The 15,879-nt window shown below is 69.4% G+C and carries 16 protein-coding genes; 11 read left to right on the top strand and 5 right to left on the bottom strand.

Going from position 1 to position 15,879, the window contains the following annotated elements; genetic code table 11:
• On the top strand, positions 1-264 hold the full coding sequence (locus tag L978_RS12825; RefSeq protein WP_047523578.1) for an HPr family phosphocarrier protein: 264 nt from the start codon (positions 1-3) through the stop codon (positions 262-264).
• A gap of 7 nt (positions 265-271) precedes the next feature.
• On the opposite strand, the gene L978_RS12830 is transcribed toward L978_RS12825, so the two are convergent.
• On the bottom strand, positions 272-2,194 hold the full coding sequence (locus tag L978_RS12830; RefSeq protein ID WP_047523579.1) for a BglG family transcription antiterminator: 1,923 nt from the start codon (positions 2,192-2,194) through the stop codon (positions 272-274).
• Positions 2,195-2,359: 165 nt separating this feature from the next.
• Here L978_RS12830 and L978_RS12835 point away from each other — a divergent pair, with 165 nt between their 5' ends.
• From L978_RS12835 to L978_RS12880, 10 genes are all read left to right on the top strand, one after another.
• Positions 2,360-2,677 carry a PTS sugar transporter subunit IIB gene (locus L978_RS12835; protein WP_047523580.1) on the top strand — a complete coding sequence of 106 codons (318 nt, stop codon included), beginning with the start codon at positions 2,360-2,362 and terminating at the stop codon, positions 2,675-2,677.
• Positions 2,674-2,955 (top strand): HPr family phosphocarrier protein, encoded by a 282-nt coding sequence (locus tag L978_RS12840; protein WP_047523581.1) that lies wholly within the window; start codon positions 2,674-2,676, stop codon positions 2,953-2,955. Before L978_RS12835 ends, L978_RS12840 begins: the two co-directional genes overlap by 4 nt.
• Positions 2,952-4,637 (top strand): phosphoenolpyruvate--protein phosphotransferase, encoded by a 1,686-nt coding sequence (gene ptsP, locus L978_RS12845; protein WP_081997045.1) that lies wholly within the window; start codon positions 2,952-2,954, stop codon positions 4,635-4,637. Before L978_RS12840 ends, ptsP begins: the two co-directional genes overlap by 4 nt.
• Entirely contained in the window at positions 4,634-6,253 is a 1,620-nt protein-coding gene (locus tag L978_RS12850) for a PTS mannitol transporter subunit IICB (protein WP_047523582.1), read from the top strand. Before ptsP ends, L978_RS12850 begins: the two co-directional genes overlap by 4 nt.
• A complete protein-coding gene (locus L978_RS12855) occupies positions 6,250-6,684 on the top strand; it encodes a PTS sugar transporter subunit IIA (protein WP_047523583.1) in 435 nt (144 codons plus the stop codon). Before L978_RS12850 ends, L978_RS12855 begins: the two co-directional genes overlap by 4 nt.
• Positions 6,681-7,838 carry a mannitol-1-phosphate 5-dehydrogenase gene (locus L978_RS12860; protein WP_047523586.1) on the top strand — a complete coding sequence of 386 codons (1,158 nt, stop codon included), beginning with the start codon at positions 6,681-6,683 and terminating at the stop codon, positions 7,836-7,838. The genes L978_RS12855 and L978_RS12860 overlap by 4 nt, the downstream gene beginning before the upstream one ends.
• Before the next feature lie 85 nt (positions 7,839-7,923).
• Positions 7,924-9,216: a flavin-containing monooxygenase gene (locus L978_RS12865; RefSeq protein WP_047523589.1), complete on the top strand. Its 1,293-nt coding sequence runs from the start codon at positions 7,924-7,926 to the stop codon at positions 9,214-9,216.
• Positions 9,213-10,163, top strand: coding sequence for a bile acid:sodium symporter family protein (locus L978_RS12870; protein ID WP_047523590.1), 951 nt, complete (start codon positions 9,213-9,215; stop codon positions 10,161-10,163). The genes L978_RS12865 and L978_RS12870 overlap by 4 nt, the downstream gene beginning before the upstream one ends.
• On the top strand, positions 10,163-11,128 hold the full coding sequence (locus L978_RS12875) for an SDR family oxidoreductase (protein WP_047523592.1): 966 nt from the start codon (positions 10,163-10,165) through the stop codon (positions 11,126-11,128). The genes L978_RS12870 and L978_RS12875 overlap by 1 nt, the downstream gene beginning before the upstream one ends.
• 9 nt (positions 11,129-11,137) lie before the next feature.
• Complete coding sequence (locus L978_RS12880; protein WP_047523593.1) at positions 11,138-11,884, top strand: alpha/beta hydrolase; 747 nt, start codon at positions 11,138-11,140, stop codon at positions 11,882-11,884.
• A gap of 3 nt (positions 11,885-11,887) precedes the next feature.
• Here the strand turns inward: L978_RS12880 and L978_RS12885 are convergent, their stop codons facing one another.
• From L978_RS12885 to L978_RS12900, 4 genes are read right to left on the bottom strand one after another with little or no spacing between them, the layout of a single operon-like run.
• Entirely contained in the window at positions 11,888-13,018 is a 1,131-nt protein-coding gene (locus L978_RS12885; protein ID WP_231555064.1) for a polysaccharide deacetylase family protein, read from the bottom strand.
• Positions 13,019-13,020: 2 nt separating this feature from the next.
• Positions 13,021-14,136, bottom strand: coding sequence for an adenosine deaminase (locus tag L978_RS12890; protein WP_047523594.1), 1,116 nt, complete (start codon positions 14,134-14,136; stop codon positions 13,021-13,023).
• A 51-nt stretch (positions 14,137-14,187) separates the two neighbouring features.
• Complete coding sequence (locus L978_RS12895) at positions 14,188-15,483, bottom strand: thymidine phosphorylase (protein WP_047523596.1); 1,296 nt, start codon at positions 15,481-15,483, stop codon at positions 14,188-14,190.
• Entirely contained in the window at positions 15,480-15,878 is a 399-nt protein-coding gene (locus L978_RS12900; protein ID WP_047523598.1) for a cytidine deaminase, read from the bottom strand. Before L978_RS12900 ends, L978_RS12895 begins: the two co-directional genes overlap by 4 nt.
• Position 15,879 lies beyond the last annotated feature (1 nt).

Below are 15,879 nucleotides of genomic sequence, written 5' to 3' on the forward strand. Positions count from 1 at the left end.
ATGCCGGTCCGACGCGTCATCGTCAGCGCCCACAACGGCGTGCACGCCCGACCAGTGGCGGAGCTGGTGCGCCTCGCGCAGTCGCACGGCACCCCCGTGACCCTGCGGACGGAGGACGGCACCACCGTCGACCTGAGCAGCGTGCTGGCCGTCATGGACCTCGGCATCTCGTCCGGGGATGCCGTGGTGCTCGAGACGACGGCCTCCGACACCGCGGAGGCCGTCCTCGATCAGCTCGCCGAGGTGCTCGCCCCGCGGGGGTGACGGCGGGTCAGCCGTCGATCACGGCGACGAGCTCATCGAGGAACGCCTCGAACGTCGACCCCCGACGGACGATCCGCTGCACGCTCTCGCGTTCGCTGAACACCTCGACCAGCTGCTCGAACACCGTCTGGAACGCCGCACGGTCGCTCTCGCTGAACGCGGCGAGCGCGACGACCTGCACCCGGCCGTCCCCCCAGGCGGCCGAGCCGTCCGCCACCCCGATCGCGATGGCCGTGCGGGTCGCGGTCATCTGCAGCGCGTGCGGGACGGCGAGCGCATCGGTGAACGCGGTCGATGACATCCGCTCGCGCACGATCGTGTTCTCGATGTAGTCCTCACCGATGAGCCCTGCCTGCACCAGCAACCCCCCGAGGCGGCGGATGATCGCCTCTTCCCCCTCGTCCGGCAGCGGGAACACGTAGGCGTCCGCCAGGAAGTAGCGGGCGAGCTCTCCGCGGAGGCGGGTGAGCCGTCGGGCGCGGCGCACGCGGGCGGCGGCCTGCTGGATCCGGTCGACGTCGGCATCGGTGAGGAACGGCTGGATCCGGACGAAACGGTCGCCCGCCTGACCCGGCTCGATCGTGCTGAGCACGAGGTCGGTGTCGAAGGACGCCCAATCGGGGTCGACGTTGGTCACGACGGTGGTGACCTCGATCGCCGACCCCAGCGAGCGGTCGACACTCGAGCGGAGCAGCTCGTGCAGCTCGTGGTACCCGGGGCAGACGATCGTGGCCGTGAGGATCGACTCGGCCTTGCGGCTGCGTTCCAGCCTCCCGCCCACGTGCATCGCGATGTACGCGATCTCGTCGTCGTGGATGGGCGTCCCGACGCGGTCGCGGAGGCCGCTCGCGATCGACACCGCCACTTCGAAGATCATCGGATAGGTGGTCTTGAGCGAGCGGGTGAGCGGGTTGCGCGTCAACGCGCTCTCCTCCGCTCGTCGCAACAGGTTCTGCACGTGCAGCGCGAGCCGGAGCACGAACGTCTCGTCGACGAGGTCCACCTGGAAGTCCTCGGCGGCTCTGCTGATCTCCGCACGGACGGCGGCCTCGACCGCGGGGTCCACCCCGCTGCGTGCCACCTCGCGGGTCGCGTCCTCCCCCGGCGCGACGATGCGGGTCAGGACGAGGGAGGCGAGGTGACCGCTGTCGCCCTCACCGAGCACGACCGAGAAGTGCTCGGACGCCAGCCGGGCGATGACCGCACCCACCCGGGGGATCTCCTCCCGCGCACCGGTCGGTGAGGAGTCGAGCGCGTGTCCGGCGGCGACACGCTCCGCCGCGATGGCGATGTGGAGGAGGACGTCGGCGATCGCGAGCTCGTTCACGTAGTAGCCGAGCTCGCCCAGCTCCCGGACCAGCGCGGACTTGAAGGGACCCACAGCGCTGGCGGCGACCGCGGACCCCGAGAGCGCACGACGGAAGGTCTCGGGGTGGAAGGAGGCGTCGTCCATCTCGTCGTGGGCGAGTCGGCTGAGAAGACGTCGTTGCGCGGCCTCGTCGCCGCGGAGTCGCACATTCTCCCGGTCGCGCTCGAGCACGAGCTCGGTGCCGTCGAGCAGACCCCGCACGCGGACCAGGTCCGCTTCGAGGGTGGCCTCGCTGACGTGGAGTTCGTCTGCGGTGTCGAATACGTCGATCCCCGCCGGCACATCCAGAAGCCGCCGCACGAGCGTGTGCAGACGGTCACGGGGTGCGGATTCCCCGGCCTGTCGCCTCCGGAGCGCTCCACGAGCCCCGGGTCCCGCGCGGTAGCCCGCCGGAGAGGACTCGATCACGTCGGCACCGGGCGACCGCGCGTTCAGAGCAGCGACGTAGGAGCGGATGCTGCGCGGGGTGACTCCGAGCAGATCGGCGAGGCTGCCCGCCGTCGCCCAGCCCTCTTGTCGCAGCAGCACGGCGAGGAGCTGGTCCTGACGCTGGCGCGACATGAGCCTTCCCTTCCCGCGTGCTGACCGCACTGTCTCGACGTGGTCTCCATGATGTCAGCTTGCCGACGCGCTCGGGCGGAAGGCGCTGTTCCGCGGGGGCGGAAAGGAACGTGTTGGCGCAGGATCCTTCCGGTTCACAGACTGTTCTCAGGAAGGTGGGAATCGATGAGGATCCTCGTGGTGTGCGGCGCCGGCGCGTCGAGCACGTTCGTCGCACAGCGGCTCCGGAGTGCGGCGGCGACGGCCGGACTCGGCTGGGAGGCGACGGCGGGGATGGAGAGCTCCGTGTCGGACTCCGATGTCGACCTCGTCCTCGTCGGCCCTCACCTGGGCGACCGGCTGGAAGCGATCCGCGCCCGTGCGCACGCGCCCGTCGCGGTGCTCCCCGGGGACGTCTTCACGGACCGGGACGGCTCCCGCACTCTCGTCTACGCCCGATCGATCCTCGCCGCCGCCGGCGACACCCCGAAAGGAACATCATGACCGCCACCCGCACCGTCCGGATCGGCTCCTCCCACGGATTGCACGCCCGCCCGGCGAAACTCTTCGCGCAGGCGGCGAAGGACTCCGGCGTCGCCGTGACGATCGCCAAGGATTCGGGCAAGCCGGTCAATGCGGCGAGCATCCTCGGTGTCATCGCCCTGGCGGTCGAGTACGGCGACTACGTGACGCTCACCGCCGAGGGCGACGGCGCCGAGGGCGTGCTCGACACCCTCACCGAGCTCCTCACCACAGACCATGATCAGGAGGCCGCCGGATGAGCGAGCTGCGGGGTGTGGGGATCGGTCTCGGGGTCGCACAGGGACCGGTCATCCGCATGTCCGAAGCGATGCCCGCTCCGGAGAACACGCCGAGCACCGCCGGAGCAGACGCCGAGCGCACCCGTGTGCACGAAGCCGTCGCGACCGTCGCCCGGGAGTTGAACGAGCGCGGCCGGACCGCAGGAGGCTCCGCGCAGGAGGTGCTCGAGGCCCAGGCGATGATCGCCGAAGATCCGACACTCCAGGACGAAGTCGACACCCGCATTGATGCCGGCGCGACCGCCGAGTGGGCCGTGCACGACGCCTTCGCCGGCTTCCGCGCGACGCTCGAGGCCGTCGGCGGCTACCTCGGCGAGCGCGCCGCCGATCTCGATGACATCGCTCAGCGTGTGCTCGCGCACCTCCGCGGCGTCGAGGCGCCCGGTGTCCCGAACCCCGGGCACCCGTTCGTCCTGGTCGCACGCGATCTCGCCCCGGCCGACACCGCCCTGCTCGACCTGGATCAGGTGCTCGCACTGATCACGACCGACGGCGGGCCCACCTCGCACACCGCGATCCTCGCCCGGGAGAAGGGCATCGTCGCGATCGTGGGCGTCGCGGACGGTGCGCAGCTGGTGACGGGTGAGACGGTGATCGTGGACGCGGCCGCGGGCGTCGTGACCCGCGAGCCCACCGACGAGCAGAAGAGCCGCGCCACGGAGCGCGCGGCCGCCCGTCGTGCAGCCGACGCCGCTCCGCTGACTCCCGGCGTCCTCGCCGACGGCACGCCTGTCGCGCTGCTCGCGAATCTGGGGAAGCCCGCAGACGCCGCGGATGCGGTCGCTCGGGGGGCCGAGGGCGTCGGGCTCTTCCGCACCGAGTTCCTGTTCCTCTCCTCGGCTCAGGCGCCGACGGTCGCCCAGCAGCGCGAGTCCTACCGCGAACTGCTGGCCGCGTTCCCCGGCAAGAAGGTCGTGGTGCGGATGCTGGACGCCGGCGCGGACAAGCCCCTCGCCTTCCTCAACGACGCCCACGAGGAGAATCCTGCGCTGGGGCTCCGGGGCCTTCGTGCCCTGCGAGCGAGCGAGGACATCCTCCGCGAGCAGCTGACGGCCCTCGCCGAGGCGGACGCCGAGACCGAGGCCGACCTCTGGGTGATGGCCCCCATGGTCGCCACCGTCGAGGAGACCCGGTACTTCACGGATCTCGCCCGCGAGTACGGACTCACGACGGCCGGCGTCATGGTCGAGATCCCGGCGAGTGCTCTGCTCGCCGACCGCGTGCTGGCGCACGCCGATTTCGCCTCGATCGGCACCAACGATCTGACCCAGTACACGATGGCGGCGGACCGCATGCTCGGCTCCGTCGCCGGCTTCCAAGACCCCTGGCATCCTGCCGTCCTGCGCCTCGTGCGCGAGGTCGGCGAGGCGGGAGCGCGTCTCGGGAAGCCCGTCGGCATCTGCGGCGAAGCGGCGGCGGACCCTCTGCTGGCGGTCGTGCTCGTCGGGCTCGGCGCCACGAGCCTCTCGATGGCCCCGTCCGCGCTGGCCGACGTGCGACACGCACTCTCCGAACACACCCCGTCCGAGGCGCGGAGCCTCGCCGAAGCCGCCCTGGCCGCTGACGATGCCTCCTCCGCCCGAACCGCCGTGGCGACGCTCGCCGCGGAAATCACCCTCCACAAGAAAGAGACGACATCATGACGACGACGTCACCTGCCGCCACGAGAACCGGCGGCGTCCGCGTAGGAGTGCAACGCTTCGGCACGTTCCTCTCGGGCATGATCATGCCCAACATCGCGGCCTTCATCGCCTGGGGCTTCATCACGATGCTCTTCATCGCGGTCGGATGGCTGGGCTGGTGGCACCCGGTCTCCGATCTGCTCGGCGGCTTCGGCAACGCCGACGTCATCGGCTGGCAGGGAGCCATGACGGCTCTCGCCCAGGATGAGAACGGCGCCACGTTCCCGCAGTACGTCGGCCTCGTCGGGCCGATGGTCACCTACCTGCTTCCGCTGCTCATCGCCAACACCGGCGGTCGCATGATCTACGGCGAGCGCGGCGGCGTGGTCGCCGTGATCGCGACGATGGGCGTGATCGTCGGCACGAACATCCCGATGTTCCTCGGCGCGATGATCATGGGCCCGCTTGCCGCGTGGATCACGAAGCAGATGGACCGGCTGTGGGACGGCAAGATCCGTCCGGGCTTCGAGATGCTGGTGAACAACTTCTCCGCTGGCATCCTCGGCATGCTGCTCGCCATCGTCGGCTTCTTCGTGTTCGGGCCGGTGATGCTCGCGGTGAGCACCTTCCTCGGCACGATCGTGGACTGGCTGGTGAACTACCAGCTGCTGCCACTGCTCTCGGTCATCGTCGAACCGGCCAAGGTGCTGTTCCTCAACAACGCCATCAACCACGGCGTGTTCACCCCCCTGGGCCTGCAGCAGGTCGAGGAGGCCGGCAAGTCGATCCTGTTCCTCATCGAGGCGAACCCCGGCCCCGGCATCGGTCTGCTGCTCGCATTCAGCTTTTTCGGCGTCGGCGCCGCGAAGGCGTCGGCACCGGGCGCGGCGATCATCCAGTTCTTCGGCGGCATCCACGAGATCTACTTCCCGTACGCGCTGAGCAAGCCGATCACGATCCTCGCGCTCATCGCGGGTGGAGCCACCGGCGTCACGACGAACATGGTGCTGAACGGCGGACTCGCCTTCCCTGCGGCTCCGGGCAGCATCATCGCCGTCACGGCCGCGGCGGTCGCACCGGCCGCGGGCGGAGTCGGCAACCTGCTCGTCGTGTATCTGTCGGTCGTGCTGGCTGCGGTCGTCACCTTCCTGCTGACGGCGGTGTTCTTGCGGGCCTCCCACAAGCGCGACCTCGAAGCCGAGGGCGATTCCTTCGGTGCCGCGATCGCGCAGACCGAGGCGAACAAGGGCAAGTCGTCCGCCGCGATGGACGCGCTGCGCACGTCGACGGCGACCACGGCCTCCGCGGCCGCCCCGAGCACCACCGCGGTCGCGACCACTCCGATCGAGCGCATCGTCTTCGCCTGCGACGCCGGTATGGGCTCCTCCGCCATGGGCGCGAGCGTCTTGCGGAACAAGCTCAAGAAGGCGGGCATCGAGGACATCACGGTCACCAACCAGGCGATCGCCAACCTCGACGGCACGGCCGACGTGGTGATCACCCAGCAGCAGCTCACCGAGCGCGCCACGGCCAAGTCGCCGGACTCGGTCCACGTGTCGGTCGACAACTTCATGAACTCGCCCAAGTACGACGAGGTCGTGGACATGGTGCGCGAGCAGCGAAAGGAAGCAGAATGAGCGTTCTCACCCCCGAACAGGTGCGCATCCATCCCGGAAGCGCGACCAGGGACGAGGCCCTGCAGGAGGCGACGGACATCCTCGTGGCCGCCGGAGCCGTCACCCCGGCCTATGTCGACGCGATGCGACAGCGCGAGGAGACGGTCTCGACCTTCATGGGCAACGGACTGGCGATCCCGCACGGCACCAACGACGCGAAGGACGCGATCCTCGCCTCCGCGCTGTCGGTCGTCCGCTACGACGGCGGGGTCGACTGGTCAGGCGATCCCACGACATTCGTGATCGGCATCGCCGGCGTCGGCGACGAGCATCTGGAGATCCTCTCGCGCATCGCGATCCTGTTCTCCGAGGAGGATGACGTGGCTCGGCTCTCCGCCGCTCAGACACCGGAGGCGCTCTACGCCCTCCTCTCGGAGGTGAACGAGGGATGAAGGCGGTCCACTTCGGGGCCGGCAACATCGGTCGCGGTTTCGTCGGTCTGCTGCTGCGCCAGGGAGGCTACGAGGTCGTGTTCTCCGATGTCGCCGATGCCCTGGTCGACGCGATCAATGCGACCGCCGAGTACACCGTGCACGAGGCCGGCCCCGGAGGGACCGATCACGTCGTCACCGGCTTCCGCGCCGTCAACAGCCGCACCGATCCGGCCGCCGTGGCGGAGGAGGTCGCCTCGGCGGATGTCGTGACGACCGCAGTGGGGCCGACCGTGCTGCGGTTCGTGGCACCGTCGATCGTGGCGGGGTTGGCTCTCCGCTCCCCCGATGCCGCGCCGCTGCAGGTCATGGCCTGCGAGAACGCGATCGGGGCCACCGACCTGCTGCGCCGCGAGGTCGTGGCCGCGGCCGGGGCTGATGCCGACCTGCTGCTCGCGAGCGCCGTCTTCGCGAACACCGCGGTCGACCGCATCGTCCCGGCACAGCCGGCGGACGGCGGCGTCGACGTCACGGTGGAGCCGTACTACGAGTGGGCCATCGAGGCCGGCCCGTTCGGCGGCGCGCTGCCGAACATCCCCGGTGCCCACTTCGTCGACGACCTGGCGCCGTACATCGAGCGCAAGCTCTTCACCGTGAACACGGGGCACGCCGCCACCGCATACTTCGGCGCACGCGCGGGTATCGAGCGCATCTCGGATGCCCTGGCCGACCCGGCGATCGCCTCGAGCGTCTCGGCCGCGCTGGAGGAGACCTCGGCAGTCCTGGTGGCCGAACACGGGCTCGACCCCGCTGACCTGGCCGCCTATCGGGCCACCATCCTGGACCGCTTCCGCAATCCCGCGCTCGTCGACACCGTGCAGCGCGTCGGCCGTCAGCCGTTGCGCAAGATCTCGCGACACGAGCGCTTCATCGGACCCGCCGCGATGGCTGCGGAACGCGACCTGCCGACGGATGCGCTCGTCGCCGCCGTCGCCGCCGCGCTCGAGTTCGATGACCCCGCCGATGAGCAGTCGGTCGAACTGCAGGCGCTGCTGCGCACCGAGGACGCCACGGCGTTCACGACACGCACGACGGGACTCGATCCCGAGCACCCGCTGTTCTCTCGCGTGCGCGACGCCGTGGCGGACCGGCAGCAGCACCTCCGGCCCGACTGATCCACGGATCTCGACGCCCCCGCCCACCGGATACGATCGGTGGACGGGGGCGTTTTTTCGAGCACAGCGACGTGCGGGGAGCATCATGAACAGATATGCCGTCATCGGGGCGGGACCATCGGGGTTGGCCGCGGCGCGTGCGCTCCACCGGCGCGGTATCGGGGTCGACGGGTACGAGGCGTCCCACGGCGTCGGCGGGCTGTGGGACATCACGAACCCGCGCAGCACGATGTATGAGTCGGCGCACCTCATCTCCTCCCGCACCACGACCGAGTTCTCGGAGTTCCCGATGCGCACCCGGGTCGACTACCCCGGCCACCGCGTGCTGAAGGAGTACTTCCAGGAGTACGCCGATCGCTTCGGGCTGACCGACCTGTTCCGGTTCGAGACCACGGTCACGCGGCTCGAACCGCGCGACGGCGGGTGGGACCTCACGAGCAGCGGCCCCGACGGCGAGGAGACCCGTTGGTATGCCGGGGTCGTGCTGGCGAACGGCACCCTCGCGGAACCGAACGTGCCCTCTTTCCGCGGCGAGTTCACCGGCGAGCTGCTGCACACCAGCGCGTACAAATCCCCGGAGATGCTCCGGGGCAAGCGGGTACTGCTCATCGGCGCGGGCAACTCCGGCTGCGACATCGCGGTGGACGCCGTGCATCATGCCGACTCGATCGATATGAGTGTCCGCCGCGGGTACTACTTCGTGCCGCGCTACCTGTTCGGCAAGCCGAGCGACACCCTCAACCAGGGGCGCCCCCTGCCGGCGCGGATCAAGCAGGCTGTCGACAGCCGCGTGCTGCGTGCGTTCACGGGAGACCCCGTGCGGTTCGGATTCCCCCGTCCCGACTACCGCATCTACGAATCTCACCCGATCGTGAACACCCTCATCCTCAACCACCTCGGGCAGGGCGATCTGCGCATCCGTGCGGACATCGATCGTTTCGACGGGAAGACCGTGCACTTCCGCGACGGGGGTTCGGACGAGTACGATCTCGTGCTGCTGGCGACCGGCTACACCCTGGACTATCCGTTCGTGGATCGCGAACACCTCCACTGGCGCGGCGCGTCGCCTCGGTTGTTCCTCAACGTCTTCCCCGCTTCCTTCAACGGGTTGTACGTGATGGGCATGATCGAGGCCTCCGGGATCGGCTGGCAGGGCCGGTACGAACAGGCCGATCTGCTCGCGACCTACCTCGACGCCGCAGAGCACGACCCGGCGCGGGCCGCACGCTTCCGCGACCGCGTGACCGGTACGGCGTGGCCGGACACCTCCGGCGGCTATCACTACCTCGGCCTCGACCGGATGGCGTACTACGTCAACAAGGACGCCTATCGCAGCGCGGTGCGACGCGAGAAGAGCGCACTGGAGGCCTCGGCATGAACATCGACGACGTCGTCCTGTCGTTCACGCCCGGCACGCTGACGATCCTGAACGTGGTGTTGGGGCTGATCATGTTCGGCATCGCTCTCGACACCTCGCCACGCGACTTCCGTGTGGTGGCGAAGCACCCGAAGCCGTTCGTGATCGCGATCCTCGCGCAGCTGCTCCTGCTGCCCGTCGCGACGTTCCTGCTGACCCTCGTGCTGCCCATCCCCCCGTCGATGGCGTTGGGGATGATCCTGGTCGCGTGCTGCCCGCCCGGCAACATCTCGCAGGTGCTGACACATCGTGCCGGCGGCAACGTCGCGCTCTCGGTCTCGCTCACCGCGGTCGGGAACCTCATCTACATCTTCGCGATGCCGCTCAGCATCACGTTCTGGGCTTCCCTGCATCCCACCGCCAGCGCCCTGTTGCGCGATGTCTCGCTCGACCCCTGGCGGATGCTGCTGGAGATCTTCCTCATCATCGGTCTCCCCTTCGCGGTGGGACTGCTCCTCCGCGCGAAAGTGCCGGGGATGAGCGCACGGGTGCAGCCGTTCGTGAAGTGGTTCAGCCTGATCGCCCTGCTCGGGTTCATCGTGGCGGCGCTCATCGGCAACTGGGCGGTCTTCGTGCAGGTCCTGGGTGTCATCCTGCTGGTCGTCGCCGTCCACGACGCCGTCGCGCTCGCTCTCGGCTACGGCACCGCCGTCGTGGCCGGCCTCGGTACCCGTGAGCGCAAGGCGATGACGTTCGAGGTCGGCATCCGCAACGCCGGCCTCGGTCTGGGCCTGGTGTTCCTGTTCTTCGACGGGCTCGGAGGCATGGCCGTCGTCGCGGGCTGGTGGGGCATCTGGGACATCATCGCGGGTCTCGTGCTCGCCGGGCTCTGGGCCCGCCACACGCGACGCCGCACGGGGACCGCGACCGGAGACAGCAGCGGCCGCGCACCCATCGAGGCCGCCTGATGTCGCGGGTGCTCATCACCGGCGGCGGAGGCTTCCTCGGGTCGCACGTCGCCGAGGCCCTCGCCGCGCGCGACGATGTCGAACTCGTCGTCACCGCGGACCTGCGCCCGGGCACGCCGCGCGACGGCATCATCGACGAGACACTGGATGTGACCGATCCCGCCGCCATCGCGCCGATGCTCCGGAAGCATCGGATCGACACCGTCGTGCATCTGGCGGCGATCGTCAATCCGGGTCGCGACGTCGCCCTCGAGTACCGCGTCGACGTGACCGGCTCGGCGAACGTCCTCGCCGCCTGCGTGGAGGCCGACGTCCGCCGCATCGTCGTCTCCAGCTCCGGCGCCGCCTACGGCTATCACGCCGACAACCCGGACTGGATCGAGGAGGACCAGCCGCTGCGGGGCAACGACGCCTTCCCGTACGCACGGCACAAGCGGCTGGTGGAGGAGATGCTCGCCGAGTACCGTACGGCCCACCCGGAGCTCGAGCAGGTGGTCTTCCGCATCGGCACGATCCTCGGTCCGTCCGTGCGGAATCAGATCACCGCGCTCTGGGACGGAAGGCGGATCCTTCGCATCGCCGGTTCGGATTCCCCGTTCGTCTTCGTCTGGGTGGACGACGTCGCCGCAGCGATGGTCCGTGCGGCGACGGACGGCCCGCCCGGGATCTTCAACGTCGCCGGGGACGGACGCATGACCGTGCCGGAGATCGCGGCTCGACTGCACAAGCCCGAGCTCGTGGTCCCCGCGGGGGTGCTGGCCGCAGGTCTCCGGATCGGGCGGACGCTCCGCCTCACGGAGCACGGACCGGAGAAGCTGCCTTTCCTCCGCTATCGGCCGGTGCTGGCGAACGGACGTCTGAAGAGCGAGTTCGGATACACACCGCGACGCACGACCGCTGAGGCTTTCGAGGAGTACCTCCGCACGCACCCTGCCGTCGCCGGCGAGGGCCGCGCCGCGGAGTAACGTTGACGCGTGGAGAAGACTCGTGGCCGTCGCATCCTGAAGCGCATTCTGTGGAGCCTGGCGATCGTGGTGGTGCTCGCCGTCGGCGGCGTCGTCGCGTGGAGCCAGATCGGTGTCATGGCCGCGGAGCCCGATCCGCTCGCGACGGTGCAGGAGAACCCGCAGATCACGGTGACGGATGCCGATCAGGGCATCGTGCTCGAGCCGGTCGACGGCGAGTCCGACGTCGGGCTGGTCTTCATCCCCGGGGCCAAGGTCGACCCCTGGGCCTATGCTGCCATCCTCCAGGGCCTCGCGGAAGACGGTGTCACGGTCGTGATCACCCGCCCCTGGCTGAATCTGGCCTTCTTCGACCCTCGGGGCCTCGATGCCTTCACGTCCGCCGCTCCGGAAGTCGGTGTGTGGGCCGTCGGAGGACACTCGCTCGGTGGTGTGCGCGCCTGCCAGCTCGCCCCGGACGCCGATGCGCTGGTGCTGTTCGGTTCCTACTGCGCCAACGACCTGTCGCAGAGCGGGCTCCCGGTCCTGAGCATCTCGGGCAGTGAGGACGGCCTCTCGACGGCGGACAAGATCGCCGATGCACGCGATGAGCTCCCTGCGGATGCCGAGATGGTCGAGATCGACGGCGCCTCTCATGCCTCGTTCGGCGACTACGGGCCGCAGGACGGCGACGGCACCCCGACGATCTCCTCCGAGGAGATGCATGCGGAGGTCACGCGCCTGGTCGACGACTTCCTCGCACCGCTCGCCCCCTGAGCGTCAGCCGATGCGCGAGATCAACGCGTCCAGTCCCATTCCGTAGTCGATGCGCACGACGGGAAGGGCGAGCTTGTCGGTGCCGATCCGGACGGTGCCGGGCTCGATGGTCCGCGCCAACTCGTAGCCGGCCTTCAGGACACCTTCTTTCGAGGTGTCGTTGTAGTGACCGAACGGATACGCGATGACCTCCCGAACCCCGAGCGTGTCCCCCGAGACGTTCAGGTCTGCCGCGATCTGATCCGCGGTCCAGTTCACCATCAGTCCGTCGCCGTCAGCCCCTGCCTGGTGCATGTCGTGCGTGTGTGAGCGCCGCAGCACGTACATCGACGGCGGCGGGTCGGAACGGTACGCGGTGACCATGAAGGAGGTCGCAAGGAGCTCGTGCTTCGTGACGACGGGTGCCGCGAGGTCGAACCACGTCTGATCTGCATCATCGTCGGTGATGATCACGCTCCGCGCCGGAAGCGAGAGCCGACCGTCGATGAACGCACTGAGTTCGTCCCAGGTCGGAAGGTAGAAACCAGTGGTGGCGATGTGGTTCATATGCGCGTCGAAATCACCGATGTAGGCGTAGTTGCCTCGCAGCCATCCTGACTCGCCCTCGGGGTTCGCCGTGAACTGGTGGTACATCAGGATCGGTACCTGAACTCCCTCCGCAGCGTTCTCCTCGGCAGTCCTCCACGCGGCGAAGAGTTCTATCTGCTGCTCATCGCACAGGACGGGGTCCGCGCCGTTCACCCGAGCCGCGACCGTGAGCGCCGCCGCATCCGCCGGGGTTCCATACCAACCGGCGAAGACACGGCCGTCGAGGGCCGGGATCGGAAGCGCCTGGTACAGGCCGCCCTGCCACTGCAGTTGGGGATCGGCCGGCGCGCCCTCGCCGGTGAACGTCACCGCGCAGGCGAGCGGATCGTCGGTGTCCGCCAGCAGCTGCTCCGCCGGCGTCAGCGGCGGAACCGTCACCGACGCGCGAGGGGTGGGGGTGGGCGTCGCCGCCTCCGCCGGAGCGCGGCTCATCCACAGATACGCTGCGAGCCCGCCTCCGCTCGCGACGAGTGCGGCTGCGGCTGCGGCTGCGGCTGCGATGATGATCGCAGCGATCCGCCAGCGTCGCCTCCCCCCGGAAGCCACGATCAGATGTCGAAGCCCTCGGCGATCAACTCGACGAGCTCTTCCCGCTCCTCGACCGGGAGGAAGGCGGCTGCGGCGGCGTTGAACTGGAACGTCTCGAGGTCGTCGAGGTCGTACTCGAAAGTCTCGACGAGCAGCGCGAGCTCGCGCGTGAGCGACGTGGCGCTCATGGTGCGGTTGTCGACGTTCACGGTCACGGAGAACCCGAGCTGGTACAGCAGGTCGAACGGGTGATCCGCCAGCGTGTTGCCCCAGGCCGCGATCGCCCCGGTCTGCAGGTTCGAGGACGGCGACAGTTCGAGCGGGATCTCGCGGTCGCGGACCCACCGGGCGAGGTCGCCGAACTGCACCTGCACCTCATCGCCTTCCTGCGTCACCACCTGGAGATCCTCGGCGATGCGGACGCCGTGGCCCAGTCGCAGCGCACGCCCGTCCAGCAGAGCCGAACGGATCGACGCGAGCCCCGCGGCCTCTCCCGCATGTACGGTCACTGGGAAGAACTTGCCGGCGAGATAGTCGAACGCGGCGCGATGATTCGACGGCGGGAAGCCGTCCTCCGGCCCCGCGATGTCGAACCCGACGGCGCCGCGACCGCGGAAGTCGACCGCCAGCTCGGCGATCTCCCTCGCCCGATCGGTGTGGCGCATGGCCGTGATCAACTGGCCGACGCGGATGCTCCGACCATCGCGGTCGGCGGCGTCCTCGCCCTCTTCGATGCCCTGCTGCACCGCTTCGACGGTCTGTTCGAGCGTGAGTCCACGGGCCTGGTGCTGCTCCGGAGCCCAGCGCACCTCGCCGTAGACCACACCATCGGCCGCGAGATCCTGGACGAACTCGCGCGCGACGCGCGTGAGCCCTTCCGGGGTCTGCATGACGGCGGTCGTCAGATCGAAGGTCTTGAGGTACTCCACCAGCGACCCCGAGTCGCTCTGCTTCGCGAACCAGGCACCGAGCGCCGCGGGTTCGGACTTCGGGACCTCGAGGCCGATCGCGTCCGCGAGCTCGATGATCGTCGCGGGGCGCAGGGCACCGTCGAGATGATCGTGCAGCGACACCTTGGGGAGGCTCCGCAGGGAGACGCCCTGCAGCGTGACATCGCCGTTCGCGTCGATCGACATGGTGATCCTCCTCCGTCGCGGATGTGCTCAGTTCAGGCTAGCGGTCCGCGGTCATGCCGTGATGCGCTCGCGCACGATGGGACCGGCCTCCGGCACCTCGCCACCGATCGCCCAGGCGCCCTCGAGCGCTTCGATCGCGCGGGGGAAGCGGGCCTCGTCCGCCGCGGACAGCGTGAAGAGCGGCTGCCCGGCGGTGACGCGGTCCCCCGGCTTCGCGTGCAGGTCGATTCCCGCCTCGAAGATCACGGGGTCCTCAGCCCTGGCACGGCCCGCCCCCAGCCGCCAGGCGGCGACCCCGAACGGGAGCGCGTCCAGGCGCGTGAGCACACCGTCTTCCGGGGCGGTGACGACGTGCGTCTCGCGTGCCGTGGGCAGCGGGGCGTCGGGGTCTCCATCCTGCGCGCGGATCATCGCCTTCCAGGTGTCCATCGCGCGCCCGTCGTCGAGGGCGGCCTCCACGTCGGCGTCCGGCTGTCCGGCAAGTGCGAGCATCTCCCTCGCCAGGGCGAGCGTCAGCTCCCGCACATCGGCGGGACCACCGCCGGCGAGGATCTCCACCGACTCGCGGACCTCGTTGGCGTTGCCGATCGCGAGTCCGAGCGGGACGTTCATGTCGGTCAGGAGCGCGGTGGTCGCCACGCCCGAATCGGTGCCGAGCGCGACCATCGTGCGGGCGAGCTCGCGGGCACGATCGATGTCCTGCATGAAGGCGCCGGAGCCGAACTTCACGTCCAGGACCAGCGCGTCCGTTCCCTCCGCGATCTTCTTCGACATGATGCTCGAGGCGATCAGCGGAATGGCTTCGACGGTTCCGGTGACATCGCGGAGCGCGTACAGCTTCTTGTCGGCGGGGGCGAGCCCCGAACCGGCGGCGCAGATGACCGCGCCGACGTCGCCCTGCATCTGGGCGAACATCTCCTCGTTGCTGAGCGCCGCGCGCCAGCCCGGGATCGACTCGAGCTTGTCGAGCGTGCCGCCGGTGTGACCGAGTCCGCGGCCGCTGAGCTGCGGGACGGCGACGCCGAAGGCCGCGACGAGAGGCGCGAGCGGAAGCGTGATCTTGTCCCCGACACCGCCGGTGGAGTGCTTGTCGACGGTCTTCTTGCCGAGGGAGGCGAAGCTCATCCGCTCCCCCGAGGCGATCATCGCGTCGGTGAGCACGCGGATCTCGTCACGCTCCATCCCCCGCTGGAAGACGGCCATCGCGAACGAGGCCATCTGCGCGTCCGAGACGTAGCCGCGCGTGTACGCGTCCACCATCCAGCGCAGCGCGGCCTCGGGGACCGCGCCCCCGTCGCGCTTGGCGCGGATGACATCCACCGCGTCGAAAGGCTCCACCGTCGTCATCGTGCGTCCTCCAGGTCGCGCGGCCCGAACGCGTCGGGCAGCACCTCGTCGATCGTGCGGATGCCGGAGACGGTCTCGAGCAGCATCCCGGGCATCGCGTGCTCGAACAGAAGCTGACGGCAGCGGCCGCACGGCATGATCGTCTGCCCTTCGTTGTTCACGCACACGAAGGCGACGAGCTGGCCGCCACCCGACATGTGCAGGTCTCCGACGAGCGCGCACTCCGCGCACAGCGTCACCCCGTAGGAGGCGTTCTCGACGTTGCACCCGGCCACGATCCGCCCGTCCCCGACGAGAGCGGCCGCCCCCACGCGATAGCGCGAGTACGGCGCGTACGCCTTCGTCATGGCTTCCGTGGCGACCTGGCGCAACTCATCCCAGTCGATGTCGGTCATT

The sequence above is a fragment of the Microbacterium sp. ZOR0019 genome, assembly GCF_000800925.1.
Classification (GTDB): domain Bacteria; phylum Actinomycetota; class Actinomycetes; order Actinomycetales; family Microbacteriaceae; genus Microbacterium; species Microbacterium aurugineum.

Bases quoted from the DNA above. Each gene is read 5' to 3' on its own strand.
- L978_RS12870 (WP_047523590.1), top strand. From the start codon at position 9,213: ATGAACATCGACGACGTCGTCCTGTCGTTCACGCCCGGCACGCTGACG.
- L978_RS12825 (WP_047523578.1), top strand. From the start codon at position 1: ATGCCGGTCCGACGCGTCATCGTCAGCGCCCACAACGGCGTGCACGCC.
- L978_RS12850 (WP_047523582.1), top strand. From the start codon at position 4,634: ATGACGACGACGTCACCTGCCGCCACGAGAACCGGCGGCGTCCGCGTA.
- L978_RS12860 (WP_047523586.1), top strand. From the start codon at position 6,681: ATGAAGGCGGTCCACTTCGGGGCCGGCAACATCGGTCGCGGTTTCGTC.
- L978_RS12835 (WP_047523580.1), top strand. From the start codon at position 2,360: ATGAGGATCCTCGTGGTGTGCGGCGCCGGCGCGTCGAGCACGTTCGTC.
- L978_RS12840 (WP_047523581.1), top strand. From the start codon at position 2,674: ATGACCGCCACCCGCACCGTCCGGATCGGCTCCTCCCACGGATTGCAC.
- L978_RS12890 (WP_047523594.1), bottom strand. From the start codon at position 14,136: ATGTCGATCGACGCGAACGGCGATGTCACGCTGCAGGGCGTCTCCCTG.
- L978_RS12865 (WP_047523589.1), top strand. From the start codon at position 7,924: ATGAACAGATATGCCGTCATCGGGGCGGGACCATCGGGGTTGGCCGCG.
- L978_RS12895 (WP_047523596.1), bottom strand. From the start codon at position 15,483: ATGACGACGGTGGAGCCTTTCGACGCGGTGGATGTCATCCGCGCCAAG.
- L978_RS12855 (WP_047523583.1), top strand. From the start codon at position 6,250: ATGAGCGTTCTCACCCCCGAACAGGTGCGCATCCATCCCGGAAGCGCG.
- L978_RS12830 (WP_047523579.1), bottom strand. From the start codon at position 2,194: ATGTCGCGCCAGCGTCAGGACCAGCTCCTCGCCGTGCTGCTGCGACAA.
- ptsP (WP_081997045.1), top strand. From the start codon at position 2,952: ATGAGCGAGCTGCGGGGTGTGGGGATCGGTCTCGGGGTCGCACAGGGA.
- L978_RS12900 (WP_047523598.1), bottom strand. From the start codon at position 15,878: ATGACCGACATCGACTGGGATGAGTTGCGCCAGGTCGCCACGGAAGCC.
- L978_RS12875 (WP_047523592.1), top strand. From the start codon at position 10,163: ATGTCGCGGGTGCTCATCACCGGCGGCGGAGGCTTCCTCGGGTCGCAC.